We start from the raw sequence: 25,846 nt of genomic DNA on the forward strand, positions 1-25,846 counted from the left end.
CAATCATGAAATTTTATACGATTAAATTACCCAGAATATTAGGTGGTTTAGTCAGAGCCATGCTGGGGACATTCAAAAAAGGATGAGGCAGGAAAAGCGGAAGCGCCTTGATCAGCCCCGACCAGCATAAGACGGAACTCGAAGGAAATCCTGATTTCCGTAGAGGTACGGCTTATGACTCGAGGGGCTAGGCGCTGGAGCTGGACAATAGGAAAAGCGGAAGCGCCTTGATCAGCCCCGACCAGCATAAGACGGAACTCGAAGGAAATCCTGATTTCCGCAGAGGTACGGCTTATGACTCGAGGGGCTAGGCGCTGGAGCTGGACAATAGGAAAAGCGGAAGCGCCTTGGTCAGCCCCGACCAGCGTAAGACGGAACTCGAAGGAAATCCTGATTTCCGTAGAGGTACGGCTTATGACTCGAGGGGCTAGGCGCTGGAGCTGGACAGCGATAAACTACTATCCAGACAAAATAAAAATAGAGCATCCATAAAGGATGCTCTATTTTTGTGCGCTTCTATTATACGCGTTCAACTTTACCGGATTTTAGGGCTCTTGCAGAAACCCAAACACGTTTAGGCTTCCCGTCTACAAGAATGCGGACTTTTTGAAGGTTAGCTCCCCAGCTACGTTTTGTAGCGTTCATAGCGTGTGAACGAGCATTTCCGGAACGAGCCTTGCGGCCAGTTACGACACATTGTTTTGGCATTGAATTCCCTCCTCACTTGTGAAGATGAAATATTTGATCGTTTCATCATTTCAAATTCTTCAAAGATACTTTAATAATTTATCATACAACCTGTCTTAATGCAATACTTCAATGATAACCTTTCAAGAAAATTACCTTGACATTGTGTTGAAGTATTGGAATTATAGAAGTGCAGCAAGGCTGTACTTTTAAAAATGTTAGAGATATAGTAAAATGTCAATATCCAAGGAGTATTTTCCAAAGGGGGAACCACGCATGTCCATCGAACTGAAAACCAAGTACGGCCAGATTGACATTTCAAATGAAGTAATTGCAACGATCGCCGGAGGGGCTGCTATTGATTGCTACGGCATTGTTGGAATGGCATCTAAAAATCAAATCAAAGATGGCTTAACTGAAATTCTGCGTAAAGAAAATTTCACCAGAGGAGTTATCGTCAGACAGGTGAATGATGAAGTACATATAGATATGTACATTATTGTGAGCTACGGTACAAAAATCTCTGAGGTTGCACATAATGTACAATCAAAGGTAAAATACACGCTGGATAAAACAGTCGGCTTATCAGTCGAATCAGTAAATATATTTGTTCAAGGGGTTCGAGTAGCGAACCCGTAGTGAGGAGGAAATAATTCGTGTCGATTACAACATTGGACGGAAAGCGTTTTTCTGAGATGGTCATTCAAGGGGCCAACAATTTAGCTGCAAATGCTAATATGGTCGATGCCTTAAACGTTTTTCCAGTCCCAGATGGAGATACAGGTACGAACATGAATTTATCCATGACTTCCGGAGCCAAGGAAGTCCAGAATAATATTCAGGATCATGTTGGAAAAGTAGCTGCATCTTTGGCAAAAGGATTGCTGATGGGTGCCCGCGGAAATTCAGGGGTCATCCTGTCCCAATTATTCCGGGGTTTTTCAAAAGCGATCGAAACTAAAGCAATGGTATCAAGCCTAGAGTTTGCACAGGCATTGGAAGCTGGTGTAAATACAGCATACAAAGCAGTGATGAAGCCTGTTGAAGGTACAATCCTTACTGTTGCAAAGGATGCTGCTAAAAAAGCGGTGCAAGTTGCCCCTTCAGAAACTGATCTTGTCGTATTGATGAAGGAAGTCGTCAAGGAGGCGAAAGCTTCATTGAACCGCACCCCTGACCTGCTTCCTGTTTTAAAAGAAGTAGGTGTTGTCGACAGCGGCGGACAGGGTCTCGTATGTGTATATGAAGGGTTCCTTGCTGAATTGACTGGTGAACAGCTTCCCGATGTACCTGCTGTCCATGCTTCAATGGATGAAATGGTGAATGCGGAACACCATAAAAGTGTACAAAGCTTCATGAACACAGAAGATATCGAATTCGGTTATTGTACTGAATTCATGGTGAGGTTTGAAGAAGGCAAAAAATCTTTCGACGAAGACTCATTCCGAAATGATTTAAGTGCTTATGGTGATTCCCTTCTTGTCATTTCTGATGATGAGATCGCCAAGATTCACATCCACTCAGAGACGCCAGGGAAAGTACTGGACTATGGCCAGCAATATGGCTCTTTGATTAAGATGAAAATCGAAAATATGCGCGAGCAGCATAGCGGTATCGTAGGTGAATCCCATGTTAAGCTTCAGACTGAAGTCAAAAAGTCTGAAGAGAAAAAAGAGTTTGGCATTGTTACTGTTTCCATGGGAAAAGGAATCGCTGAACTTTTCAGGAGCATCGGGGCATCTGTTGTCATTGAAGGCGGACAGACAATGAACCCTAGTACTGAAGATATTGTAAAAGCGATAGAAGAAGCGAATGCAGAAAAGGTCATTATCCTGCCGAATAATAAAAATATTATCATGGCAGCTGATCAAGCTGCTGAAGTAGCAGGAGAGCACGTGATTGTGGTGCCTTCCAAAACCGTTCCTCAAGGAATGGCTGCAATGCTTTCCTTCAATCCATCAGGCACGCTGGAGAATAATAAAAAAGTCATGAGTGAATCAATGGCAAATGTGAAAACAGGACAAATCACTTATGCAGTCAGAGATACAAATATTGATGGAATCAGTATCAAAAAGGACGATTACATGGAAATCTCCGATGGCAAGATTGTGGGGACAAGCCCGCAAAAAATTGCTGCTGCCATCAGCCTCCTTGAAAAAATGATTGATGAGGATTCTGAAATCCTTACCATTCTTTATGGGGAAGATGTTTCAGAGGAAGAAGTGGCAGAATTAGTATCCATGGCAGAAGAGAAATTTGAAGATATTGAGGTTGAGGTCCATAATGGAGAACAGCCGCTATATTCATTCATTTTCTCAATTGAATAATTTATACTGAAATAGAAGGGGATAATCCCTTCTATTTCAGTATGTCGAGATAAAAATGGATTAAAATTCCTTAAATAAAAGGGGGATGGAAATGAAATATAAAAGTGTATTTGATATCATTGGACCCATTATGATCGGACCGTCAAGCTCACATACTGCCGGAGCTGCAAGAATTGGCCTTGTTGCAAGGAGCTTATTCGGACGTGAACCGAAATGGGCAGACATTTCATTATATGGATCATTTGCTAAAACCTATAAAGGCCACGGAACAGATGTTGCACTTATTGGGGGATTGCTTAATTTTGACACATATGATGAACGAATCATCCAAGCGAAAGAAATAGCCAATGAAAAAAATATTAAAATCAAATTCATCGAAGAAGATGCCCTTTCCGACCATCCCAATACTGCACGTCTAAAAATCGGGGATGAAAACGGAGAAATGGAGCTTGTCGGCATTTCAATCGGTGGCGGCAAAATAGAAATTACAGAATTGAACGGATTTCAGCTGAAATTATCCGGCCACAATCCTGCGATTCTTGTCGTGCACGATGACCGCTTCGGAGCCATTGCATCCGTTTCAAATGTATTGGCAAAGTATGAAATCAATATCGGCCAAATGGATGTTTCGAGAAAAGAAAAAGGAAAAATGGCATTAATGACAATCGAATTGGACCAAATGGTCGAAGACGAAGTCCTTGATGAGCTCCGCGCTCTTCCGAATATCACTCAAGTAACCAGGATTGTAGATTAACTTTATACTTGACAGCGCTTACAAATGATTAAAAGGAGGTTAAGCTAATGTTTCGTAATGTAGCAGAATTGGTTGAATTGGCCGTGAGCCAAAATAAAAAAATATCAGACATTATGATCGAACAAGAAATGAAAGTGAAATCAAAAACAAAAGAAGAAATCATGTCTTTCATGGAACGAAATCTTGAAGTAATGGAGCAGGCTGTTGAAAGGGGCATCCAAGGGGTGAAATCACACTCCGGATTGACTGGTGGAGATGCCGTTCTTCTTCAAGCCTATATAGAAAAAGGGAACTTTTTATCCGGTAAGACTATTTTGGATGCTGTAAGCAAAGCTGTTGCCACGAATGAAGTCAATGCGGCAATGGGAACAATTTGCGCTACACCGACTGCAGGATCTGCAGGAGTAGTGCCAGGTACTCTATTCGCAGTAAGAGATAAATTAAATCCGACAAGGGAAGAAATGGTTCATTTCCTTTTCGCTGCAGGTGCATTTGGCTTTGTGGTAGCCAATAACGCTTCCATCTCCGGTGCTGCCGGCGGGTGCCAGGCGGAAGTTGGTTCAGCTGCCGGTATGGCTGCTGCGGCTATAGTCGAGATGGCTGGGGGCACTCCTGCGCAGTCTGCTGAAGCCATGGCGATCACTTTGAAGAACATGCTTGGTTTAGTATGTGATCCAGTTGCTGGTCTTGTAGAAGTCCCATGTGTGAAAAGGAATGCCATGGGAGCAGCAAATGCTATGGTTGCGGCTGATATGGCATTGGCAGGAGTGACCAGCAGGATTCCTTGCGATGAAGTCATCGATGCTATGTTCAAAATCGGTCAATCAATGCCTACTGCTTTGAAGGAAACTGCTCAGGGAGGTTTAGCGGCGACCCCAACCGCACGTGAGCTCGAAGCAAAAATATTTGGGATCCCGCTAAATAAGCGTGGCTGATACTCACTTGCAGCTGCCGGTCTCCATTCTGAAGGGAATAGGCCCTGAAACGGAAAGCTCGTTGGCCTCAATGGGAATTGGAACCATTGAAGATCTTTTTGAATATTTTCCTTACCGGTATGAAGACTACCGTCTGAAGGATTTGGCCGAGTCGGGGCATGAGGAGAAAATCACCGTAGAAGGGAAGGTTCAAAGCGAGCCTTCTCTTATGTATTTTGGAAGAAAAAAATCTAAATTGACCATCAAAGTACTTGTAGGCAGATATTTAATTAAAGCTATATTTTTTAATCAACCCTATCTTAAATCAAAGATACATTTAAATGATATTGTCACCATCACTGGAAAATGGGACAGGCACAAACAGACGATCACTGGAAATGAATTCAAAAGCGGTCCAAATCAGCGTGAAAGTGACTTTGAACCAGTTTATTCAATTAAGGGATCCGTTACAGTGAAATCTCTCAGAAAATACATTCAACAGGCTCTTAATGAATATGGACACGAGATTAAAGAAAACATGCCGGCAAGCTTAAAAGAAAAATATAAGCTTGAGGATAGAGGGTCTGCGCTCAGAACTATGCATTTTCCCCAGTCCCCCGAGGAAGTCAAAGCCGCTAGAAGAAGATTCGTCTATGAAGAATTTTTATATTTTCAATTAAAAATGCAGGCATTGCGGAAATATGAGCGGGAGCAGTCGCGGGGGACGTCGCAGAATTACGATTTGAAAAGATTGAAAGAGTTTATTTCCAGTCTTCCATTTCCGTTGACCGGTGCACAAAAAAGGGTAGTGAATGAAATTTGTGCCGATCTTAAATCTCCATTCCGGATGAATCGGCTTCTCCAGGGGGATGTCGGATCAGGAAAGACGGTTGTTGCTGCGATTGCACTGATGGCAACTGTGACAGCAGGCTATCAGGGATCCCTCATGGTTCCTACAGAAATCCTCGCCGAACAGCACGCAGAATCATTGTATAACCTCTTGACACCTGCTGGCCTGACTGTGGCTCTGTTGACAAGCTCAGTAAAAGGCAAGAAGAGAAAAGAACTTCTGGAAAGGCTCCAAAACGGTGAGATTGATATTTTAATAGGCACTCATGCACTGATCCAGGAGGAAGTGGTCTTTAATAGGCTTGGACTGGTCATCACAGATGAACAGCATCGCTTCGGTGTTGAACAGAGAAGGGTGCTTCGTGAAAAAGGAGAAAGTCCGGATGTGCTATTTATGACAGCCACCCCAATCCCCAGAACACTTGCCATCACAGTATTCGGGGAAATGGATGTGTCCATCATAGACGAAATGCCCGCTGGGAGAAAGGCGATTGAAACCTATTGGGCCAAAAAAGAAATGCTTGACAGGGTCCTTGCCATGGTTGAAAAGGAGATGGACATGGGGCGGCAGGCTTATGTCATTTGTCCGTTGATTGAAGAATCGGAAAAGCTGGATCTGCAGAATGTCATTGACGTATATGACATGCTTTCCATCCATTTTAAGGGGAAGCACCGCACAGGACTCATGCACGGAAAACTATCATCAGATGAGAAAGAACAAGTCATGAAGGCTTTCAGCCAAAATGAAGTCCAGCTGCTGGTATCCACAACTGTCGTAGAAGTGGGTGTGAATGTCCCCAATGCTACAATCATGCTGATCTATGATGCGGAAAGATTCGGCCTTGCCCAGCTGCACCAGCTGCGGGGGCGTGTCGGCCGCGGAAGCGAACAGTCCTATTGCATCCTTTTGGCTGACCCGAAAACTGAAATTGGGAAAGAGCGAATGAGGATCATGACGGAAACAAATGATGGATTTGTCCTCAGCGAAAAGGATCTGGAGCTAAGGGGGCCAGGAGACTTTTTCGGCAGGAAGCAAAGTGGTGTCCCTGAGTTCAAAGTAGCAGACATGGTCCATGACTACAGAGCATTGGAAACGGCTCGGCAAGACGCCAAGCATCTGATAGAATCAAAAGGATTCTGGGTGGACCCGGAGTATGCCCAACTCAGAACCTATTTAGAGTCCACCGGGGTACTGGACGGGGAAAAGTTAGATTAAAAAAAGATACTGCTAGAATAGGAGTAAGTAAACTTTCGTTTTTGAAAGGACTTGCTCTTTTTTTATATTGATTGGAATGAAAGGCGGCGACTCCAGCGGGAAAGTCGAGACCCTGGACTGAGCGAAGCGAGGGAAGCGGCTCGGCCCCGCCCGCGGAAAGCGTCCGCCACGAAATGGAAATCAATATTTCCCTTTTGACAGAGACTCTATTTCTTCTTGCATTAATCCGCCCAAAATCATATACTACTATTAGTACCAAGTCCTAATAGTTCGTATATTAGGATTAGTCCTACAAGCGAAGTTGGTGTGTTTTCTTGAAGTTGGCGAAAAAAGATCGACAATATCAATTAAAATTAAAAATAAAAGATAATCCTTTTGTGACGGATGAAGAACTTGCTGAACTTTTTTCTGTAAGCATACAAACCATCCGTCTCGATCGCATGGAACTATCCATTCCTGAATTAAGGGAAAGGATTAAAAGTGTTGCAGAAAAGACCTTTGACGATGAAGTCAAATCCCTCCCTATTGAAGAAGTAATCGGAGAAATCATTGACATTCAATTGGATCAAAGCGCTATTTCTATTTTTGATCTTCGGGAAGAACATGTTTTCCAGCGAAATGCGATTGCCAGGGGACACCACCTTTTTGCGCAAGCCAATTCCCTCGCCGTTGCAGTGATTAACGACGAGTTGGCATTGACTGCAAAAGCGACGATTCATTTCACACGTTCTGTAAAAAAAGGGGAGCGTGTCATAGCGAAAGCAAGAGTGACGGAAGTAAATAATCCTCAGGAACGTACGATGGTTGAAGTGAACAGCTATGTAGGGCAGGAAGTAGTATTCAAGGGACTATTTGAAATGTACAGGTCCAATAAAACCATAAAGGATGAGCAATGATGAGAATCGCCATCGATGCAATGGGAGGCGACAATGCCCCTAATGAAATCGTTCTCGGTGCAGTGAAAGCTGCAAGGGAATTCAACGATTTGAACATAACGCTATATGGAAATGAAAACGAGATATCAAAATATATCAGTAAAGAAGATCGTGTGGAAATCATCCATGCAGAAGAAGTCATTTTAGGAACGGATGAACCTGTCCGGGCAGTAAGAAGAAAGAAGAATTCATCAATGGTCATGATGGCGCAAGCTGTAGCTGATGGGTATGCAGATGCATGTGTTTCCGCCGGCAATACAGGCGCCTTGATGGCAGCAGGACTGTTCATCGTAGGAAGAATAGAAGGGATTGAACGCCCAGCGCTTGCGCCGACCCTTCCTACTCTGGATGGAAAAGGATTTGTCATGCTTGACCTGGGTGCGAATGCAGATGCTAAGGCTGAACATTTGCTGCAATATGCCATTATGGGGTCCATCTATGCAGAAAAAGTAAGGGGAATCCCTAATCCTCGAGTGGGCCTTTTGAATATCGGCACGGAGGAAAAGAAAGGGAATGACTTGACGAAAGAAGCTTTTAAACTCATCAAGGAAAGCGGAGTTAATTTTGTAGGAAACGTGGAGTCCAGAGATCTTCTTCAAGGGCCGGCAGATGTGGTCGTGACTGACGGATTCACGGGCAATATGGTCCTTAAGACAATTGAGGGAACAGCCATGTCTGTCTTTTCCATGCTGAAAGAAACGTTGATGAGCAATATGAAAACAAAATTGGCAGCAGGTCTGATAAAATCGGATTTAATGAAAATAAAAGGTAAAATGGATTACTCCGAGTATGGAGGTGCTGCATTATTCGGGCTTAATGCCCCAGTGGTAAAAGCTCATGGGTCATCCAATGAGACAGCCTTTTACAATGCAGTCAAACAGACAAAAGAGATGATCAAGCATAAAGTGCCTGAAACGATTAAAGGAACGATTGCCAATAAATAATGTCGGAGGGATGAAAGATGGGAAAAATCGCATTTGTTTTTCCGGGACAAGGATCACAAACAGTAGGAATGGGAAAAGATGCAGCAGAACAACATGAAGGTGCAAAAGCCATTTTTGATAAAGCGGATGAAAGGCTAGGATTTTCATTGTCTGAGGTCATATTTGAAGGACCGCAGGATAGACTTACCCTGACCACAAACGCACAGCCAGCCCTCTTGACCACAAGCAGTGCACTTCTGCAGGGCTTGAAGGAAGCGGGCATCCAGGCAGATTATACTGCCGGACACAGCCTTGGTGAATACTCTGCCCTAGTAGCAGCAGGTGCCATTTCTTTTGAGGATGCTGTTTATGCTGTACGCAGACGTGGCGAACTGATGGAAGAAGCCGTGCCTGCAGGTGAAGGAAGCATGGCAGCTGTTTTAGGGATGGACCGCGAAGCATTGAAGGAAGTAACTGATCAAGTGACTTCTGATGGGAATCCAGTACAGCTTGCCAACATGAACTGTCCGGGACAGATTGTTATTTCAGGTACTGCTGAAGGAGTGGACAAGGCATCAGTCCTTGCAAAGGAAAAAGGCGCTAAAAGAGTGCTGCCCCTTCAAGTAAGTGGACCATTCCATTCCAGCTTGATGAAGCCTGCCGCAGAGAAATTCGGTGATGTCCTCAATGGGATCGAAGTGAAGAATGCAGAGATTCCAGTGGTAGCGAACGTTACGGCAAAGCCAATGTCTGAAGCATCTGATATAAAGGAAAAGCTGATCGAACAGCTTTACTCACCAGTGTTATGGGAAGATACAGTTGAGACCATGTTGAAAAACGGAGTCGATACATTTATTGAAATTGGTCCAGGAAAAGTCCTTTCCGGTTTAATCAAGAAAGTGGATCGCAGTGCAAAAACCTATTCCGTGCAGGATATGGAAAGTCTGAATGCCGTTTTGGCGTCTTTAAAGGAGGAATCCCAATGAATTTATCAGGGAAAACAGCTCTTGTAACAGGTGGTTCAAGAGGGATCGGACGTGAAATCGCTCTTGAATTAGCCAGGGAAGGTGCCAATGTAGCTGTTAACTATGCTGGAAGTGAAGCAAAAGCGAATGAAGTTGTAGATGAAATTAAAGCGATGGGCAGAGAAGCAATTGCGATACAATGCAACGTTGCAGATTCCGAGCAGGTTCAAGATATGGTGAAACAAACGATTTCTGCATTTGGATCACTGGATATTCTGATCAATAATGCCGGGATTACACGGGATAACTTAATCATGCGCATGAAAGACGATGAATGGGATGATGTCATCAACACCAACCTGAAAGGCGTGTTCCTCTGCACAAAGGCAGTTACGAGGCAGATGATGAAACAGCGTTCAGGAAGAATCATCAATATTTCTTCCATCGTCGGTGTAATGGGGAATGCTGGACAGGCTAACTATGTGGCAGCAAAATCCGGTGTCATCGGTTTGACTAAAACTACCGCGAAAGAACTTGCTTCCCGTGGAATTACAGTTAATGCGATAGCTCCGGGCTTCATTTCTTCAGATATGACAGACAAGCTTCCTGAAGAAGTGAAAAGCGAAATGTTCAAAGCCATCCCTCTTGCCCGTTTCGGCGAACCGCAGGATATTGCAAAGGTGGCAGTATTCCTCGCATCCGAATCTTCCCGATATATCACAGGGCAGACATTGAATGTCGACGGCGGAATGGTCATGTAACTTTTACTAATTAAAATCTATCATTTATTATTTATAGGAAATACTCTATAATGACTTGAGGGGAGGTGAGCACAATGGCAGAAGTATTAGAGCGCGTAACAAAGATTATCGTAGATCGTCTTGGCGTCGACGAGTCTCAAGTAACTCTTGAAGCTTCTTTTAAAGATGATCTAGGAGCTGATTCCCTAGACGTAGTTGAATTGGTTATGGAACTTGAAGATGAGTTCGATATGGAAATTTCTGACGATGATGCTGAAAAAATTGCCACAGTCGGAGACGCTGTGAATTACATAAAAGCAAACGTTTAATCGTTGGAATGTTGATCAAGAAGGCTGGCTTGCCGATGTACCACAATGGACAACTCTTCCCTTGGATTCTCCATGAGAACTCTGAAGGGGCGAGTTTTCTGCTGCTGGGCTCTGCAAGTCGGCCATTTCGTCGTTTTAAGGAACTTTTTTATTAAAATTTTCATTCTTGCTTTGCGATATGAAGAGATTTGGAATAAACTTGTTTTATGTGCAAAGACGGCTGCAATGAATTCGGCCGGTTTTATGCCGTACTGCAGCTAGTAAAAAATGATATTGAGCAAGGTGGAGGACCTATGCGTAAGACAAATAGAGAAAAAGAAAAGCGTACATTACGTAAATTGAATGAGTCATTCAATGAATTCCAAACACAGATCGGCATCACGTTTGAAAATGAACGGTTGATCCGTCAAGCTTTTACACATTCATCGTATGTGAATGAGCATCGCAGGAAGCCATTTGAAGATAACGAAAGATTGGAATTTTTAGGGGACGCCGTATTGGAGCTTACGGTATCTCAATACCTTTATCACAAATATCCGACAATGAGTGAAGGGGAACTGACCAAATTAAGGGCTGCCATTGTTTGTGAACCTTCTTTGGTCACGTTTGCCAATGAACTGCAATTCGGAGGCCTGATCCTTTTAGGAAAAGGAGAGGAAATGACAGGCGGAAGAGAACGACCGGCCCTTTTGGCTGATGTTTTTGAGGCATTTGTCGGAGCTCTATATTTAGATAAAGGATTGGAGACAGTCATTTCGTTTTTGGAGAAAGTGGTGTATCCGAAGATTAATGAAGGTGCTTTTTCTCATGTGATGGATTTTAAGAGCCAGCTTCAGGAAGTGATCCAAAAAGAAGGGGCCGGAATGCTTGAGTACAAGATTCTGCAGGAAAAAGGCCCTGCACACAGCCGTGAATTTGTTGCGCAAGTCGCTTTAAAAGAGGAAGTCCTCGGGACCGGAAACGGCCGATCCAAGAAAGAAGCCGAACAGCATGCGGCCCAAATGGCTTTAGAAAAGCTAAAACCAATCATCCATAGTGAAAAGACAGGCAAAAAATAAAACGAATAAGAAGCGGGTAGCTTAATCCGCTTCTTTTTTTAGAAAAAACAGAAAAGATGAAAGTGGGGAAGAATTATGTTCCTCAAACGTTTAGACGTTGTAGGGTTCAAATCCTTTGCCGAAAGGATTGCCATTGACTTTGTCCAGGGTGTTACAGCTGTGGTAGGTCCAAATGGGAGCGGCAAAAGTAATATTACAGACAGTATCCGATGGGTGCTGGGAGAACAATCAGCTAAGTCTTTGCGCGGTGCGAAGATGGAAGATATCATTTTTGCCGGGAGCGACTCAAGGAAAGGTCTGAATTTTGCTGAAGTTTCTTTGACACTGGATAATGAAGATCATGCTCTGCCGATCGATTATCATGAGGTTTGTGTAACCCGTCGTGTATACAGGTCGGGTGAAAGTGAATTTTTAATTAATAAACAGCAATGCAGACTCAAAGATATCATCGATTTATTTATGGATTCCGGACTTGGCCGTGAAGCGTTCTCCATCATCAGCCAAGGAAAAGTGGAGGAAATCCTCAATAGCAAGCCGGAAAGTAGAAGAAGTATATTTGAAGAGGCAGCAGGCGTCTTAAAATATAAGACCAGGAAAAAGAAAGCCGAAGCCCGTCTTTCTGAAACCCAGGAAAACCTTACACGTGTCAATGACATTCTCTTTGAACTGGAAGGACAGGTTGAACCCTTGAAGATCCAGGCTTCAATTGCCAAGGATTACTTGGAAAAGAAGGAAGAGCTGAAAGCGTTTGAAGTAGCTTTGACAGTAGCTGAGATTGAAGAACTGCATACCCGCTGGGAAAAGCTAAATGTAGAAATGGAAGAACATAAAAAGCAGGAAATTGGAGTATCTGCTGCAGTTCAAAAAGGTGAAGCTAAACTGGAAGAAATGCGTGATCATATGAGTGCGCTGGATGAATCGATAGCAGAGCTGCAGCAAACTTTGCTGATCGCCAGTGAAGATTTGGAGAAACTTGAAGGACGAAAAGAAGTATTAAAAGAGAGAAAAAAGAATGCAACTCAAAATAAAGAGCAGCTGATGATTAATGTAAATGAGGCATCATCCAAACTTGATGAGTTGTTGAAACAAAAAGAAGAATATGAAAAAGATTTCCGTCTCTTGCAGGATGCTGCAGACTCTTTAAAAGCTCAACTGCAGGAAAAAAATAAATTGATCGCCCAGTTCGACGGGAATATTGAAGAGAAAATCGAATCCATTAAAAGCGATTATATTGAATTGTTGAATCAGCAGGCTTCGGCTAAGAATGAACTCCAGTATTTGGAGCAGCAATGGCAGCAGCGCCTCTCCAGGAATCAAAGGCTTGATGAGGATAATGAAAAATATCTGGAACAGCGTAGAGCTATCTTTGAAGAAAAGCAAAAAAAGCAGGAAGAACTAAATTCTATTCAAAGCGCCCTTGAAAATCAGGTCCATACTTTTCGTGAGGCACAGAGGCAGCTTGAAGTTCTGAAGAATCAGTATCAAAAGCAGGAGACAACACTGTATCAAGCATATCAGTATGTTCAGAAAGCAAAATCCCGAAAAGAAATGCTTGAGGAAATGGAAGAAGATTATACTGGTTTCTTCCAGGGGGTCCGTGAAGTATTAAAGGCAAGGGATGACAAGCTTCAAGGTGTTGAAGGGGCAGTCGCAGAGCTTGTGCGTGTACCAAAGGAATATGAAACAGCCATTGAGACAGCTTTAGGCGGAGCAATGCAGCATGTAGTGGTCCAAACCGAGGAAAATGGACGGCAAGCCATCCAATACTTGAAAAAGCACCAATACGGACGAGCTACATTTCTTCCAATGCAAGTGATGAAAAGCAAAAAAATGCACACTTCCCAGATTCAAATGCTTAAGGGATATCCTGAGTTTGTCGGGATAGGAGAAGAACTTGTCCATTATGAGGAAAAGTATCGAAATATCGTAGAGAATCTTTTAGGGAATGTAGTCATCACGAAAAGCTTGAGAGGTGCAAACGAACTTGCAAAAATCCTCCAGTATCGGTATCGTCTTGTCACCCTAGAAGGAGATGTGGTGAATCCGGGCGGGTCAATGACTGGAGGAAATGTAAAGCAAAAGAATAACTCTTTATTGAGCCGGAAAGGTGAATTGGAGGATCTCAAAGAAAAGCTCCAATCCATGGAAGAGAAGACCCTCCAGCTTGAACAGCATGTAAAATCGCTTAAAGATGATGTTGCTGAACAAGAAAAAAACCTTGATGAAATGAGGCGCTCTGGTGAAGAGCTCCGTATTGCCGAAGAAAAGGCAAAGGCTGAATTAAGACAGACGGAAGCTTCTGAGACAAATGTCAATGAAAGATTGACCCTTTATGATATGGAAAAAGAAAGTTCCATTGCAGAAAAGGATCAGATTGTCTCCAGAAGACAGGAACTTGAAGAATCTCTGGAAAAAGGTAAAAAAGAATTAGCTGACCTTGATGAAGAAATCAGCCGATTGACTGAACAGAAAGAACTTCAGCGAACGTCCAAGGACTCTTTGGTTGATGAAATAAGCGATATTAAAGCCAATCTTGCCGTTAAAAATGAACAGCTAGTCGCTACTCGCAGCCAATTGGATAGGATCCAAAAGGAATATGATGAACTTAACAAGAAGAAGGCAGCATATGAAGAGAACCTGAATTGGCTAAGCAATGAAATGAATGGAACGGACACAGGGGAAGAAGAACTTGTTGAGGCTGCCGACCTTAAACGGAAAGATAAACAGGAAGCAGCAAGCCTGATAGCATCAAGGCGCGAGGATCGTATGAAGCTTCATTTGGAACTTGAAGACAAAGAGCTGGATCTGAAAGAAATTAAACGCCAGCTGAAGGGTCTCCAAAGTGCTTTGAAGGATGAGGAAGTCAAAATCAACCGTCTTGATGTCGAATTGGAAAACCGCTTGGCTCATCTCAGTGAGGAATATATGCTTTCTTTTGAAGCAGCTCGAGAGAATCACACGCTGGACCTTCCAATCGAAGAAGCAAGGAAGAAAGTAAAGTTGATCAAGATGGCCATTGCTGAGCTTGGTACAGTCAACATCGGTGCAATCGATGAATACGAAAGAGTGTCTGAACGCTACGAGTTCCTGAAACTCCAGCAAGCCGACCTTCAGGAAGCGAAGGATACCCTTTATAAAGTAATGGATGAAATGGATGAAGAGATGATTAAACGCTTCTCTGAAACTTTTGATGCCATCAGCAGCCACTTCGAACATGTCTTCAAAGCATTATTCGGAGGAGGAAGGGCTGAATTGAAGCTCACTGATCCAAAAGATCTGCTGAATACGGGAGTCGATATCATCGCACAGCCGCCTGGTAAAAAGCTTCAGAACCTTGGCCTTCTTTCGGGCGGGGAACGGGCATTGACGGCCATCGCGCTGCTCTTCTCCATCCTGAAGGTAAGACCTGTTCCTTTCTGTATCCTTGACGAAGTAGAGGCAGCGCTCGATGAAGCAAATGTATTCAGGTTTGCCCAATACCTAAAGAAATTCAGCCACGAAACTCAATTTATCGTCATTACACACAGAAAAGGGACAATGGAAGAAGCGGACGTACTATATGGGATCACCATGCAGGAATCAGGAGTTTCCAAAGTAGTATCCGTAAGACTCGAAGAAACAAAAGAATTAGTGAAAGCATGATGAGGAAGTGAATAATATGAGTTTTTTTAAGAAATTGAAAGAGAAATTTACAACATCTTCAGATAACGTAACAGAAAAATTCAAAGACGGTTTATTGAAAACAAGAACCAATTTCTCTAACAGGGTAAATGATCTTGTAGCGAGATATCGAAAGATCGATGAAGATTTTTTTGAAGAATTAGAAGAAATCCTGATTCAAGCCGATGTAGGCTTTGAAACAGTGATGGAGCTTGTCGAACAGTTGAAGTTCGAAGTGAAAAGAAAAAATATGCAGAACCCCGAAGAAGTTCAGGGAGTCATTTCTGAAAAATTAGTAGAGATTTATCGCGGAGAAGATTCAGCAACCAGTGAATTAAACATCCAGCCGGAAGGTTTGACCGTAATCCTGTTTGTCGGCGTAAATGGCGTCGGAAAAACGACAACTATAGGGAAGTTGGCACACCAATTCAAATCAGAAGGGAAAAAAGTCCTTCTTGCTGCAGGAGATACATTCCGTGCTGGTGCCATCGAACAGCTCGAGGTTTGGGGAGAAAGGGCTGGCGTCGATGTGATCAAACAGGCGGCAGGCTCCGACCCGGCAGCGGTCATGTATGATGCCATCCAATCGGCCAAAGCTAAAAATGCGGATATCCTGTTATGCGATACTGCTGGAAGATTGCAGAACAAAGTCAATCTTATGAATGAATTAGAAAAAGTGAAACGCGTCATTGAACGGGAAGTGCCGGGTGCACCTCATGAAGTCCTGCTCGTACTTGATGCAACCACTGGCCAAAATGCAATGATCCAAGCAAAAACATTCAAAGAAGCTACAAATGTATCAGGCATCGTCCTGACAAAACTTGACGGGACAGCTAAAGGCGGTATTGTGCTTGCTATCCGTAATGAACTTCACATTCCTGTAAAATACGTGGGGCTAGGAGAGAAAATGGATGATCTTCAGCAATTCGATGCTGAAAAATATGTATATGGACTATTTTCAGATCTCATTGACCAAGAAGCACCTGAAGAATAATGATTTAAGAGAAAGAAGCCTGATGCAAAATGGATGCATCAGGCTTCTTTTATAATCAATGAAAACCTTTTAGTTCCTTGACATTCAAAGAAAATCTGTGTATTCTTCATATGTAAAGGTTTTTCACTTAACAAGGGGGGATAGCCATGCTTGAGAAAACGACAAGAATGAATTATCTGTATGATTTTTATCAAACCTTGTTAACTCCAAAGCAAAGCAGCTATATGTCCCTCTACTATCTCAATGATTTTTCGCTTGGGGAAATTGCTGAAGAGTATGAGATCAGCAGACAGGCCGTCTATGATAATATTAAGAGGACGGAGATTATGCTGGAAGAGTACGAAGCAAAACTGGAGCTTTTTCAAAAGTTTCAGGAGCGATTGAACATTTATGAGCAGATGAAGGAAATTCTTCAGCAAGAAGCGAATTCTAAAGATGAATTGCTTTCAATGATAGAGATGCTTGAGAAATTAGATTAGGAGGCGGCATATATGGCATTTGAAGGATTGGCCGACCGACTGCAGAATACGATACAAAAAATCCGTGGAAAAGGGAAAGTAAATGAAGCGGATGTAAAAGAGATGATGCGCGAAGTACGATTAGCATTGCTTGAAGCTGACGTAAACTTCAAAGTCGTCAAGGATTTTGTGAAAAAAGTAGGCGAACGTGCAGTTGGCCAAGAAGTGATGAAAAGCTTGACGCCGGGACAGCAGGTTGTCAAGGTCGTACAAGAGGAATTAACGCTTCTGATGGGCGGGGAACAGAGCCAAATAGCTGCGTCTAAACGTCCTCCAACTGTCATTATGATGGTTGGTCTGCAAGGTGCAGGGAAGACGACAACAACGGGTAAACTGGCAAATGTTCTGCGGAAGAAGTATAACCGCAAGCCTCTTTTGGTGGCAGCGGATATATATCGCCCTGCTGCAATCAAACAGCTTGAAACCCTTGGGAAACAGCTTGATATGCCGGTATTCTCTCTTGGTGATCAAGTCAGCCCGGTTGAAATAGCAAGACAAGCCATTGAAAAGGCGAAGGAAGACCATCTTGATTATGTTCTCATTGATACAGCCGGCCGACTTCACGTGGATGAAGCACTTATGGATGAATTGAAGCAAATCAAAGAACTTTCCAAGCCTGATGAAATCTTCCTTGTGGTGGATGCCATGACAGGGCAGGATGCAGTGAATGTTGCCCAAAGCTTCAATGAACAGCTGGAAATTTCGGGTGTTGTCCTCACGAAGCTTGATGGAGATACTCGAGGCGGTGCTGCTCTTTCCATTCGTGCTGTAACAGAAAAACCTATCAAGTTTGTCGGTCTTGGTGAAAAAATGGATGCACTTGAGCCGTTTCATCCCGAGCGGATGGCTTCCCGAATTTTGGGCATGGGAGACGTATTGACTCTTATTGAAAAAGCCCAAGCGAACGTGGATGAAGAAAAAGCCAAGGAACTAGAGCAGAAAATGCGCACCATGTCGTTCACATTCGATGATTTTCTTGAACAGCTTGGACAGGTCCGTTCCATGGGTCCACTTGATGACATCATCAAAATGCTCCCCGGGGCGAACAAAATGAAGGGACTCAACAATTTGAAAGTGGATGAAAAGCAGATTAGCCATGTGGAAGCCATCATTAAATCGATGACCAAACATGAAAAATCCCATCCGGAAACGATCAATGCGAGTCGCAGAAAAAGGATCGCCAAGGGAAGTGGTACAACCGTACCTGAGGTCAACAGGCTCCTTAAGCAATTCGAAGATATGAAAAAAATGATGAAACAAATGTCCAATATGGGGCAAAAAGGCAAGAAAAAAGGGTTCAAATTTCCTTTTATGTAAGGTAAAATGAAAGTGTTAAGAAAAAACACTTTACAAACAAAATACACATTTGTTATTATACTATCTTGTGTGAAACTATTCGGAGGTGCTTTTAAAATGGCAGTAAAAATTCGCTTAAAACGTATGGGAGCAAAAAAATCTCCTTTCTATCGTATCGTAGTTGCAGATTCTCGTTCACCACGTGATGGACGCCAAATCGAAACAGTTGGAACTTACAACCCAGTTGCAAAACCAGCTGAAGTAAAGATCAATGAAGAATTGGCTCTTAAATGGTTGTCCAATGGTGCGAAGCCATCTGACACAGTGCGCAACCTTTTCTCTAAAGAAGGCATTATGGAAAAATTCCATAACGCAAAAAACAGCAAGTAATCACGATATCATATGGAAGAACTAATCCTGACGATCGTGAAGCCTCTTGTAGATCATCCTGAGGACGTGAAAATCCTCGTCAACGAAGATGAAAGCCGCATCACTTATAAATTGTCAGTTCATAAAGAAGACATGGGAAAAGTGATTGGCAAACAGGGGCGTGTTGCTAAATCGATTCGCACTGTGGTATACGCTGCAGCAGGATCTACACAACAAAAGAAAGTCTTTTTAGAAATTATCGACTGATCGATAAAGGGGGGCAACCTCCTTTTACCGCATCATCATAGGATTTCTTTAAGTCAGGCAGTCAGAGGGAGGGTTCTATACCTCCCTTTTTTCTATATATTAAAATCTTCTCTTAAACACCATGTGAATACCTCCCGGTTAAGAAAAGAGAACACAGCATTTGCATTAACAATAGCGCAGTTCATTCAGGGGAGGATCAAATCAGATGAAAATCATTCAAACGGCTCTAGTAAAGCAGGTATTGACGGAAAAGAGCAAGCTGCTTCTTGAGAGCCAATATACAGAAAAAAAACTCCAACTTGAAAAAGAATGCGAACAACTGAGATTTGAATTAAAAAAACTGGAGAAAACTAAAAAGTATTCAGCTGCAGCCCTTAAAGAACGCTTTGAGAAGGAAATACAATCAAGGGCAGATAAAATAAAAGTAGTAGAGTTCCAACTGGATCAATTAGGGCTTCTTCCTCTGGGGAGTGAATTGATAGAGAAGGAAATACAAAGTGTCATTGATATTAGTGCCGGGGACAATTGGGAACAAGTCTCCAGAGAAAAGACCATTTTAATAGAGGATGGCATCATTAAAGACATACGCTAGAGGTGAAACGGAATGACAAATTGGTTCAATGTAGGGAAAATCGTCAATACTCACGGAATAAAAGGCGAAGTCAGGGTCATCTCAAGGACAGACTTTGCTGATGAAAGATATAGACCTGGAAATGCGCTGTTTTTATTCATGAATGATACAGATGCCCCAAAGGAATTGATTGTGAAAACACACAGGACCCATAAAAATTTTGATCTGCTTACATTTGAAGGATATGAAAATGTGAATGACGTGGAAGTTTTTAAAAACGGAATCCTGAAAGTCAGTGAAGACCAGCTTGCTCCACTGGAAGAAGACGAATTTTATTTTCATGAAATTATCGGCTGCTCCGTTGCGACGCGCGACGGTGAAGTAATTGGGGAAGTCAAGGAAATCCTTACGCCAGGTGCCAACGATGTATGGGTAGTACAGGGCAGCGATCGAAAGGAACACCTTATACCATACATAAAAGATGTAGTAATAAAGGTAGATGTTGAAAATAAGGAAATCATCATTGATCCAATGGAAGGGCTGTTATCATGAGAATTGACATCCTTTCCCTATTTCCTGAAATGTTCAGAGGGGTTTTTGGCGAGTCCATCTTAAAAAAGGCGGCTGAAAAAAATGCTGTTGAATATCATGTGACCAATTTCCGGGAATTCTCTGAAAATAAGCACAGTCAGGTTGATGATTATCCATACGGCGGTGGTGCTGGAATGGTTTTGAAGCCTGAACCGATATTCAATGCCGTTGAAAAACTTTCGAAGGATCAGGATTCAAAGCCAAGGGTCATTTTAATGTGTCCCCAGGGAGAAAGGTATTCTCAGAAAAAGGCTGAGGAGTTGGCAAACGAGGATCATTTGATTTTTATCTGCGGCCATTATGAGGGATATGATGAGAGGATCAGAGAGCACCTTGTGACGGATGAAATCTCTATCGGGGATTATGTACTGACGGGCGGTGAACTTGGGGCAATGGTAGTGGTTGACAGCGTCGTAAGACTTCTTCCAGGTGTATTAGGGAATGAAGACTCTCCGGTTAAAGATTCTTTTTCTTCAGGGCTGCTGGAGCACCCGCAATATACAAGGCCTGCCGACTATAAAGGATGGAAGGTGCCGGATACTCTTATGTCCGGCAATCACCGCCTAATTGATGAATGGAGAGAGAGAGAATCACTGAAAAGGACGCTTAACAGGCGGCCGGACCTTCTTAAAAAGTACCCCCTTTCTGATAAACAAAAAAAGTGGATACAGGAATGGAAAAATCCTCGTTGACTGTATTGCAACCTATGGTTGGATATGATATGATATTTTTTGTGGCTTGGGCAGAATTTTTTCTGGACTTGCCCGTCGAAAACGATGTTCCGCTACAATGATTTTCTGTTTGTAAGAGCATCTGTTGGAAGGAGTTGAAATCGATGCACAAATTGATTGATGAAATCACAAAAGAACAGCTTCGCAGCGATATGCCAGCGTTCCGTCCTGGTGACACTGTACGTGTACACGTAAAAGTTGTCGAGGGTACTCGCGAACGTATTCAGTTATTTGAAGGTGTTGTTATTAAACGCCGTGGCGGCGGAATCAGTGAAACTTTCACTGTCCGTAAAATATCTTATGGTGTAGGTGTAGAGCGTACATTCCCTCTTCACACTCCAAAAATTGCGAATCTAGAAGTAGTGCGTCGCGGTAAAGTTCGCCGTGCGAAACTTTACTACCTACGTAACCTACGTGGTAAAGCCGCTCGTATTAAAGAAATTCGATAATCAAGAGACAAAGGGGCTTGGAAACAAGCCCCTTTTTCATCTTTAATTTTGGGAATCTTCATCATTACGACTAAACACCGTTATAATAGAGTATGATGAAAGATAGAGATTTTTACTATAATGCAAATTCTATCTGATGCCTGTATTTTTCGTAAGATGGTGGTGAAGATTTTTGGCTGGAGAAAAAAGTGAAATCCGGGAATGGCTTAAGGCGCTTGTCATTGCAGTAGGTCTTGCAATCGTAATCCGTTATTTCTTATTTGCACCTATTGTTGTAGATGGCTTATCAATGATGCCTACTCTACATAACGGCGACCGTATGATCGTAAATAAATTCGGGAAACCCGACCGATTTGATATTGTAGTATTTCATGCTCCTGAGCAGAAAGATTATATTAAACGGGTCATTGGTCTTCCGGGGGATAAAATTCAATATAAAAATGATATTTTATATATAAATGGAAAAGCATATAAAGAGCCTTATTTGGATCAATATAAGAAAAATGTGGGCGATGGTCCTTTGACTGAGGATTTCACCCTGAAGGATTATACAGGCAAAGACCGTGTACCTGAAGGGGAGGTCTTTGTGATGGGAGACAACCGCAGAGGCTCTAAAGACAGCCGGCATATCGGGACGATACCCATGTCCAAAATCGTCGGGGATGCACACATTATTTATTGGCCGATGAAGGATATGAAAATTTTCAAATAGGCAGATGGAGGCGATTCGCCTTGACAATACAATGGTTTCCAGGCCACATGGCCAAGGCTAGAAGAGAAGTTACAGAAAAGTTAAAGCTAGTTGATATTATGTATGAACTGGTTGATGCAAGAATCCCTTTTTCCTCAAGGAATCCAATGATTGATGAAATTATTGGAGAAAAGCAGAGAATTGTATTATTAACCAAGTCAGATATGGCTGATAAAGAATTGACCAATCAATGGATAAGGTATTTTGAAGATAAAGGGCTCAAGGCCATCGCAATCAATTCTCAGGCAGGTACTGGCCTTCATGAGATCGTGAAAACATCCAATGATATTCTTAAAGAAAAGTTTGAACGAATGAAAGCCCGCGGCCTCAAAAAGCCCCGTGCGATCCGTGCCATGATTGTGGGGATCCCGAATGTTGGGAAATCCACTCTAATCAATAAGCTGGCTAAGAAGAATATCGCAAGGACAGGCAATACTCCCGGGGTCACCAAATCGCAGCAATGGATAAAAGTCGGCAAAGAACTCGAACTTTTGGACACTCCCGGCATCCTTTGGCCGAAATTTGAGGACCAGGAGGTAGGGTATAAATTGGCTTTGACAGGTGCCATTAAAGATACAATCTTGAACTTGCAGGATATTGCGGTATTTGGCATTCGATTTATTGAAAAAAACTACCCTGAGAGGCTTAATGACCGCTTCGGGATTGTACCTGACATGGAGATTCTCGATGTATTTGATACGATCGGAAAACTGAGGGGCTGTCTCCGTGGAGGCGGTGAGGTGGATTACGATAAAACGGCTGAACTGATCATACGAGATATTCGATCAGAAAAAATTGGACCGTTGACTTTTGACCTCCCCGAACAAATCAATATCAACGATGAAACCGAAAAATAATATTTAGGGTGGGCTTTTCAGGAGCCGGCCCTTTATTATTTTCTAATAAGGACGATATTAAGAATAAGTTGGTGAAATCATGGAGCACTTATCCATCAAGGAAATTCAAAAAGCACTTGAAACGATTGAAGATCCAAAAGACCCTTTTTTCATGCAGTGTGCAGAAGATCCCAGAAAAGGGGTCCAGCAAATCGTTCAGCGCATAAACCGTTCCTTAAAGAAAAAAAAGGACGAATTGGATCATTTTCACAGTATGTTTTCATACGAAAGGAATATTTACACGCAAGGGTTTGAAGCCGCTGCGGGAGTGGATGAAGTGGGCAGGGGCCCGTTAGCAGGTCCGGTGGTAGCTGCAGCAGTGATTCTTCCAAAAGACTGTACGCTATTCGGAATCAACGACTCAAAAAAACTCAGTGAAGCCAAAAGGCAGGAATTATTTGATGCAATCAGCGGGCAGGCCATTGCAATAGGAATCGGCATCATACACCCTGATGAAATAGATAAAGTCAATATCTATCAGGCAACTAAGAAAGCAATGCTTGATGCTATACATAACTTAAATAAGTTCCCTGACTATCTGCTTATTGACGCCATGGAGCTAGATGTTCCTGTTCCGCAGGAATCCATCATTAAAGGGGACGCAAAGAGTGCTTCCATCGCGGCGGCATCAATCATTGCGAAGGTGACTAGAGATAGGATGATGATAGATTACGATGCTCAATATCCTGGATATGGGTTTTCTAAGAATATGGGATACGGCACAAAAGAACATCTGGATGGTCTTCAAAAATACGGGCCGTCACCGATCCATAGAAAATCTTTTGCACCAATAAAAGACATGATTTAAGGCTTTAAAGCTGGGCAGGTTCAAACCATCCTGAAAAGGAGAGTCGGGATTGATGATTTTACAGAGTAGAGGCGCAGAGGCGGCTGATGCCAATCTAAAAGCAGAAAAAATCCGCAGTCTTAAGCATGGAGATATTATATATGGCACAGTAAAAAAAACTTTTTCCAATGGAACGGCAGAAATTCAAATTGGAAATCAAAAACTGCTGGCGAGACTGGATGGAGATATTAAATTTGGAGGCAATTGGCTTAAAGTGGCTGCACAGGACGGCGAGATACACCTGAGGAATTTTACTCCACAGGGGCAGGATTATGTTAAATCGGATGCAGCACTTGTATTGAAGAATCTGAACGTGCCACAAAGTCAATCCGCCTCATCCATCCTAGGTTTTTTACAAAAGGAAGGACTCCCTATAACAAAGGAAACCATTTCAAATGCCATGAACCTGTTGAAGGATATGAGTCCTATTGAGAAAGGCTTTCAGACCTTCAAGGCCATTCTATTAGGGAATCTTCCCCAGACAAAACCAGTTTTCCAATCGCTGCTTTCCATTGACCAGGGCAATTCGACCAGCAAAATTCTTGCGGAATTTATTGACGTGCTCAAACAGGAGCCGCAAGACAGGACGGTTGAATCTCTTGTCAAGATGATTGAATCTCTTAAATCTTCACAGGAAGGAATGACTGCTGCAAAGGCGCTCCAGAGGCTTATTCACTCTGCATTTTCTCAAGGGGATCCTCATTCTGAAGAAGCATTGTCTATTTTACAAAAGACGGGGCTTTTGAGTGAAGGAACAAAAGAGGGATCCATTCTGGCTGCTATGAATAGGTTCTCAGGCGATGACTCGGGATATTTGAAGAAGAATGAATGGCTTGCGTTGCAGGACTCTCTTAAAAATAATGCGGAACTGGATATTAAACAAGCAAAGGTTCTTTTAGAAGGATTGGCAGATAAAGCAAGATTTGTTGGAATGGATAATCAACAGCCCTTCCAATCTGCAAAAAATGCCCTGAGCACCCAGCAGCCTGTAAAACCTCAGGAAATATTCCGCATTCTATTTGAAGGTTATTCTAAACTGCTGACGGATGGTGATGGATTATTAGGGGAGAACGGGAAGACGTGGTCTTTATTGAATGGGAATACATCTGAACAAATGAAAAAAGCAGTAGCTCAAATGGAGGACTTTGCCGGTTTTAAAGGTGATATGCTTCAAAAGGATAATAAGTATCTCCAGGGCGTCTTTACAGAAGTGAGAAATGAACTTCTTCAAACGATGAATAAGGGAGATGCCCTCTACCTTTTCAAAAGTGTATTGGACAAGCTTGGAATCAATTATGAAGCTGCCCTCGGCAAAGGGGAAATTCCCGGAAAAGATCAGTTAAAGCCTATGCTGGTTCAATTTCTGTCGGAAAACCACTCGACACCGAGCAAGGAAATGGCCCAGAATTTGTTGCACCATTTAAATGGCCAGACAGTCGCGAGCGGTGATTCGGGGCCAATTCAATCAATCATTATGCAAATTCCACTTTCCTTTATGAGTCAGCAGACGGATTTGACATTGCAATGGACTGGCAGGAAAAATGAAAAAGGCGAAATAGATTCTTCACACTGCAGAATATTGTTCTATTTGGAATTGAAGGGAATAAAGGAAACGATGGTCGATATGAATGTTCAAAATCGTATTGTGTCATTGACGATATATAATCATCTGGACTTGAAGCAGTCTGCAGAAAGTCTGTCAGCTCCTCTACGGGAAGGGCTTGAATCGATGGGCTATCATCTGTCCTCCATACAAATTAAAGAATGGGAGGCAAAAGAAATTCCATTGATGAACATATCCGTAAAACAGAAGGCTGCCTATACAGGGGTGGATATCAAAATATGAAAAATCAATCAACCAGTCAAAAGCGGAAAGAAGCTGTCGCCCTCAGCTATCGTTCGGATATGCAGGATGCCCCTGCAGTCATTGCCAAAGGAAAAGGGATCACTGCAGAAAATATAGTAGAAAAAGCCAAAGAAGCAGGAGTGCCCATACAGGAAGACCCAAGTTTAGTAGGACTCTTAGGACAGCTGGATATCAATCAGTCCATTCCGGAAGAATTATACCAGGCTGTGGCGGAAGTGTTCGCTTATATATATCGCCTGGATAAGAATGAGCTGGATAGAACGTAACGGGGACTTTCCCCGTTATTTTTTTTGATTTAAAAGGGTTTGTTGGGATAAAATCCCATGAAAAAGTTTTATTGGA

28 protein-coding genes are annotated in these 25,846 nt (G+C 42.7%); 27 read left to right on the forward strand and 1 reads right to left on the reverse strand.

The features are described from left to right. Positions 1 to 5 precede the first annotated feature (5 nt). Positions 6 to 86, forward strand: a complete 81-nt coding sequence (spoVM, locus tag ABTV07_RS07825; RefSeq protein ID WP_114743720.1) for a stage V sporulation protein SpoVM — start codon at positions 6 to 8, stop codon at positions 84 to 86. A gap of 433 nt (positions 87 to 519) precedes the next feature. On the opposite strand, the gene rpmB is transcribed toward spoVM, so the two are convergent. Continuing rightward, entirely contained in the window at positions 520 to 708 is a 189-nt protein-coding gene (rpmB, locus tag ABTV07_RS07830; protein WP_114743719.1) for a 50S ribosomal protein L28, read from the reverse strand. A gap of 255 nt (positions 709 to 963) precedes the next feature. On the opposite strand from rpmB, the gene ABTV07_RS07835 reads away from it, so the two are divergent. The 26 genes from ABTV07_RS07835 (at position 964) to ABTV07_RS07960 (ending at position 25,770) form a co-directional block, all read left to right on the forward strand. Next, on the forward strand, positions 964 to 1,326 hold the full coding sequence (locus tag ABTV07_RS07835) for an Asp23/Gls24 family envelope stress response protein (protein ID WP_114743718.1): 363 nt from the start codon (positions 964 to 966) through the stop codon (positions 1,324 to 1,326). A gap of 17 nt (positions 1,327 to 1,343) precedes the next feature. After that, the gene (locus ABTV07_RS07840) at positions 1,344 to 3,014 is read left to right on the forward strand and encodes a DAK2 domain-containing protein (RefSeq protein WP_433749628.1); all 1,671 of its coding nucleotides are present in this window, start codon (positions 1,344 to 1,346) and stop codon (positions 3,012 to 3,014) included. Between the two features lie 91 nt (positions 3,015 to 3,105). Next, entirely contained in the window at positions 3,106 to 3,768 is a 663-nt protein-coding gene (sdaAB, locus tag ABTV07_RS07845) for an L-serine ammonia-lyase, iron-sulfur-dependent subunit beta (RefSeq protein WP_433749631.1), read from the forward strand. 47 nt (positions 3,769 to 3,815) lie between these two features. Next, a complete protein-coding gene (gene sdaAA, locus ABTV07_RS07850; RefSeq protein ID WP_433749634.1) occupies positions 3,816 to 4,703 on the forward strand; it encodes an L-serine ammonia-lyase, iron-sulfur-dependent, subunit alpha in 888 nt (295 codons plus the stop codon). Next, positions 4,696 to 6,747 (forward strand): ATP-dependent DNA helicase RecG, encoded by a 2,052-nt coding sequence (gene recG / locus ABTV07_RS07855; RefSeq protein WP_433749637.1) that lies wholly within the window; start codon positions 4,696 to 4,698, stop codon positions 6,745 to 6,747. Before sdaAA ends, recG begins: the two co-directional genes overlap by 8 nt. A gap of 314 nt (positions 6,748 to 7,061) precedes the next feature. Continuing rightward, a complete protein-coding gene (gene fapR / locus ABTV07_RS07860; protein ID WP_433749640.1) occupies positions 7,062 to 7,643 on the forward strand; it encodes a transcription factor FapR in 582 nt (193 codons plus the stop codon). Then, positions 7,643 to 8,626 carry a phosphate acyltransferase PlsX gene (gene plsX, locus ABTV07_RS07865; RefSeq protein ID WP_433749643.1) on the forward strand — a complete coding sequence of 328 codons (984 nt, stop codon included), beginning with the start codon at positions 7,643 to 7,645 and terminating at the stop codon, positions 8,624 to 8,626. The genes fapR and plsX overlap by 1 nt, the downstream gene beginning before the upstream one ends. Before the next feature lie 17 nt (positions 8,627 to 8,643). Further along, positions 8,644 to 9,591: an ACP S-malonyltransferase gene (gene fabD / locus ABTV07_RS07870; protein ID WP_433749646.1), complete on the forward strand. Its 948-nt coding sequence runs from the start codon at positions 8,644 to 8,646 to the stop codon at positions 9,589 to 9,591. Next, positions 9,588 to 10,331 (forward strand): 3-oxoacyl-[acyl-carrier-protein] reductase, encoded by a 744-nt coding sequence (fabG, locus tag ABTV07_RS07875; protein ID WP_433749649.1) that lies wholly within the window; start codon positions 9,588 to 9,590, stop codon positions 10,329 to 10,331. The genes fabD and fabG overlap by 4 nt, the downstream gene beginning before the upstream one ends. Before the next feature lie 74 nt (positions 10,332 to 10,405). Further along, positions 10,406 to 10,639 (forward strand): acyl carrier protein, encoded by a 234-nt coding sequence (locus ABTV07_RS07880; RefSeq protein WP_114743710.1) that lies wholly within the window; start codon positions 10,406 to 10,408, stop codon positions 10,637 to 10,639. Positions 10,640 to 10,932: 293 nt separating this feature from the next. Beyond that, positions 10,933 to 11,697 carry a ribonuclease III gene (gene rnc, locus ABTV07_RS07885; RefSeq protein ID WP_433749652.1) on the forward strand — a complete coding sequence of 255 codons (765 nt, stop codon included), beginning with the start codon at positions 10,933 to 10,935 and terminating at the stop codon, positions 11,695 to 11,697. Positions 11,698 to 11,772: 75 nt separating this feature from the next. Continuing rightward, positions 11,773 to 15,339 (forward strand): chromosome segregation protein SMC, encoded by a 3,567-nt coding sequence (smc, locus tag ABTV07_RS07890; RefSeq protein WP_433749654.1) that lies wholly within the window; start codon positions 11,773 to 11,775, stop codon positions 15,337 to 15,339. Between the two features lie 16 nt (positions 15,340 to 15,355). Further along, positions 15,356 to 16,351: a signal recognition particle-docking protein FtsY gene (gene ftsY / locus ABTV07_RS07895; protein ID WP_433749657.1), complete on the forward strand. Its 996-nt coding sequence runs from the start codon at positions 15,356 to 15,358 to the stop codon at positions 16,349 to 16,351. Between the two features lie 146 nt (positions 16,352 to 16,497). Then, a complete protein-coding gene (locus ABTV07_RS07900; RefSeq protein ID WP_433749659.1) occupies positions 16,498 to 16,830 on the forward strand; it encodes a putative DNA-binding protein in 333 nt (110 codons plus the stop codon). A 12-nt stretch (positions 16,831 to 16,842) separates the two neighbouring features. Continuing rightward, positions 16,843 to 18,186 (forward strand): signal recognition particle protein, encoded by a 1,344-nt coding sequence (ffh, locus tag ABTV07_RS07905; protein ID WP_433749662.1) that lies wholly within the window; start codon positions 16,843 to 16,845, stop codon positions 18,184 to 18,186. A 96-nt stretch (positions 18,187 to 18,282) separates the two neighbouring features. Beyond that, complete coding sequence (gene rpsP / locus ABTV07_RS07910; RefSeq protein ID WP_114743704.1) at positions 18,283 to 18,555, forward strand: 30S ribosomal protein S16; 273 nt, start codon at positions 18,283 to 18,285, stop codon at positions 18,553 to 18,555. 12 nt (positions 18,556 to 18,567) lie between these two features. Further along, positions 18,568 to 18,801, forward strand: a complete 234-nt coding sequence (locus ABTV07_RS07915) for a KH domain-containing protein (RefSeq protein ID WP_433749666.1) — start codon at positions 18,568 to 18,570, stop codon at positions 18,799 to 18,801. A 205-nt stretch (positions 18,802 to 19,006) separates the two neighbouring features. Beyond that, entirely contained in the window at positions 19,007 to 19,393 is a 387-nt protein-coding gene (locus ABTV07_RS07920) for a YlqD family protein (protein ID WP_433749668.1), read from the forward strand. A 12-nt stretch (positions 19,394 to 19,405) separates the two neighbouring features. After that, positions 19,406 to 19,924 carry a ribosome maturation factor RimM gene (rimM, locus tag ABTV07_RS07925; protein WP_433749671.1) on the forward strand — a complete coding sequence of 173 codons (519 nt, stop codon included), beginning with the start codon at positions 19,406 to 19,408 and terminating at the stop codon, positions 19,922 to 19,924. Beyond that, the gene (gene trmD / locus ABTV07_RS07930) at positions 19,921 to 20,655 is read left to right on the forward strand and encodes a tRNA (guanosine(37)-N1)-methyltransferase TrmD (RefSeq protein WP_433749674.1); all 735 of its coding nucleotides are present in this window, start codon (positions 19,921 to 19,923) and stop codon (positions 20,653 to 20,655) included. Before rimM ends, trmD begins: the two co-directional genes overlap by 4 nt. Positions 20,656 to 20,798: 143 nt before the next feature. Then, positions 20,799 to 21,143 (forward strand): 50S ribosomal protein L19, encoded by a 345-nt coding sequence (rplS, locus tag ABTV07_RS07935; protein ID WP_433749676.1) that lies wholly within the window; start codon positions 20,799 to 20,801, stop codon positions 21,141 to 21,143. Positions 21,144 to 21,315: 172 nt separating this feature from the next. Continuing rightward, positions 21,316 to 21,855, forward strand: coding sequence for a signal peptidase I (gene lepB, locus ABTV07_RS07940; RefSeq protein WP_433749679.1), 540 nt, complete (start codon positions 21,316 to 21,318; stop codon positions 21,853 to 21,855). A gap of 20 nt (positions 21,856 to 21,875) precedes the next feature. Next, positions 21,876 to 22,751 carry a ribosome biogenesis GTPase YlqF gene (gene ylqF, locus ABTV07_RS07945; protein ID WP_433749682.1) on the forward strand — a complete coding sequence of 292 codons (876 nt, stop codon included), beginning with the start codon at positions 21,876 to 21,878 and terminating at the stop codon, positions 22,749 to 22,751. 79 nt (positions 22,752 to 22,830) lie between these two features. Then, on the forward strand, positions 22,831 to 23,598 hold the full coding sequence (locus ABTV07_RS07950; RefSeq protein WP_433749685.1) for a ribonuclease HII: 768 nt from the start codon (positions 22,831 to 22,833) through the stop codon (positions 23,596 to 23,598). Between the two features lie 49 nt (positions 23,599 to 23,647). Beyond that, complete coding sequence (locus ABTV07_RS07955; protein WP_433749687.1) at positions 23,648 to 25,483, forward strand: hypothetical protein; 1,836 nt, start codon at positions 23,648 to 23,650, stop codon at positions 25,481 to 25,483. After that, entirely contained in the window at positions 25,480 to 25,770 is a 291-nt protein-coding gene (locus ABTV07_RS07960) for an EscU/YscU/HrcU family type III secretion system export apparatus switch protein (protein ID WP_433749690.1), read from the forward strand. The genes ABTV07_RS07955 and ABTV07_RS07960 overlap by 4 nt, the downstream gene beginning before the upstream one ends. Positions 25,771 to 25,846 lie beyond the last annotated feature (76 nt).

The organism is Falsibacillus pallidus, from assembly GCF_050990905.1.
GTDB lineage: Bacteria > Bacillota > Bacilli > Bacillales > DSM-25281 > Falsibacillus > Falsibacillus pallidus_A.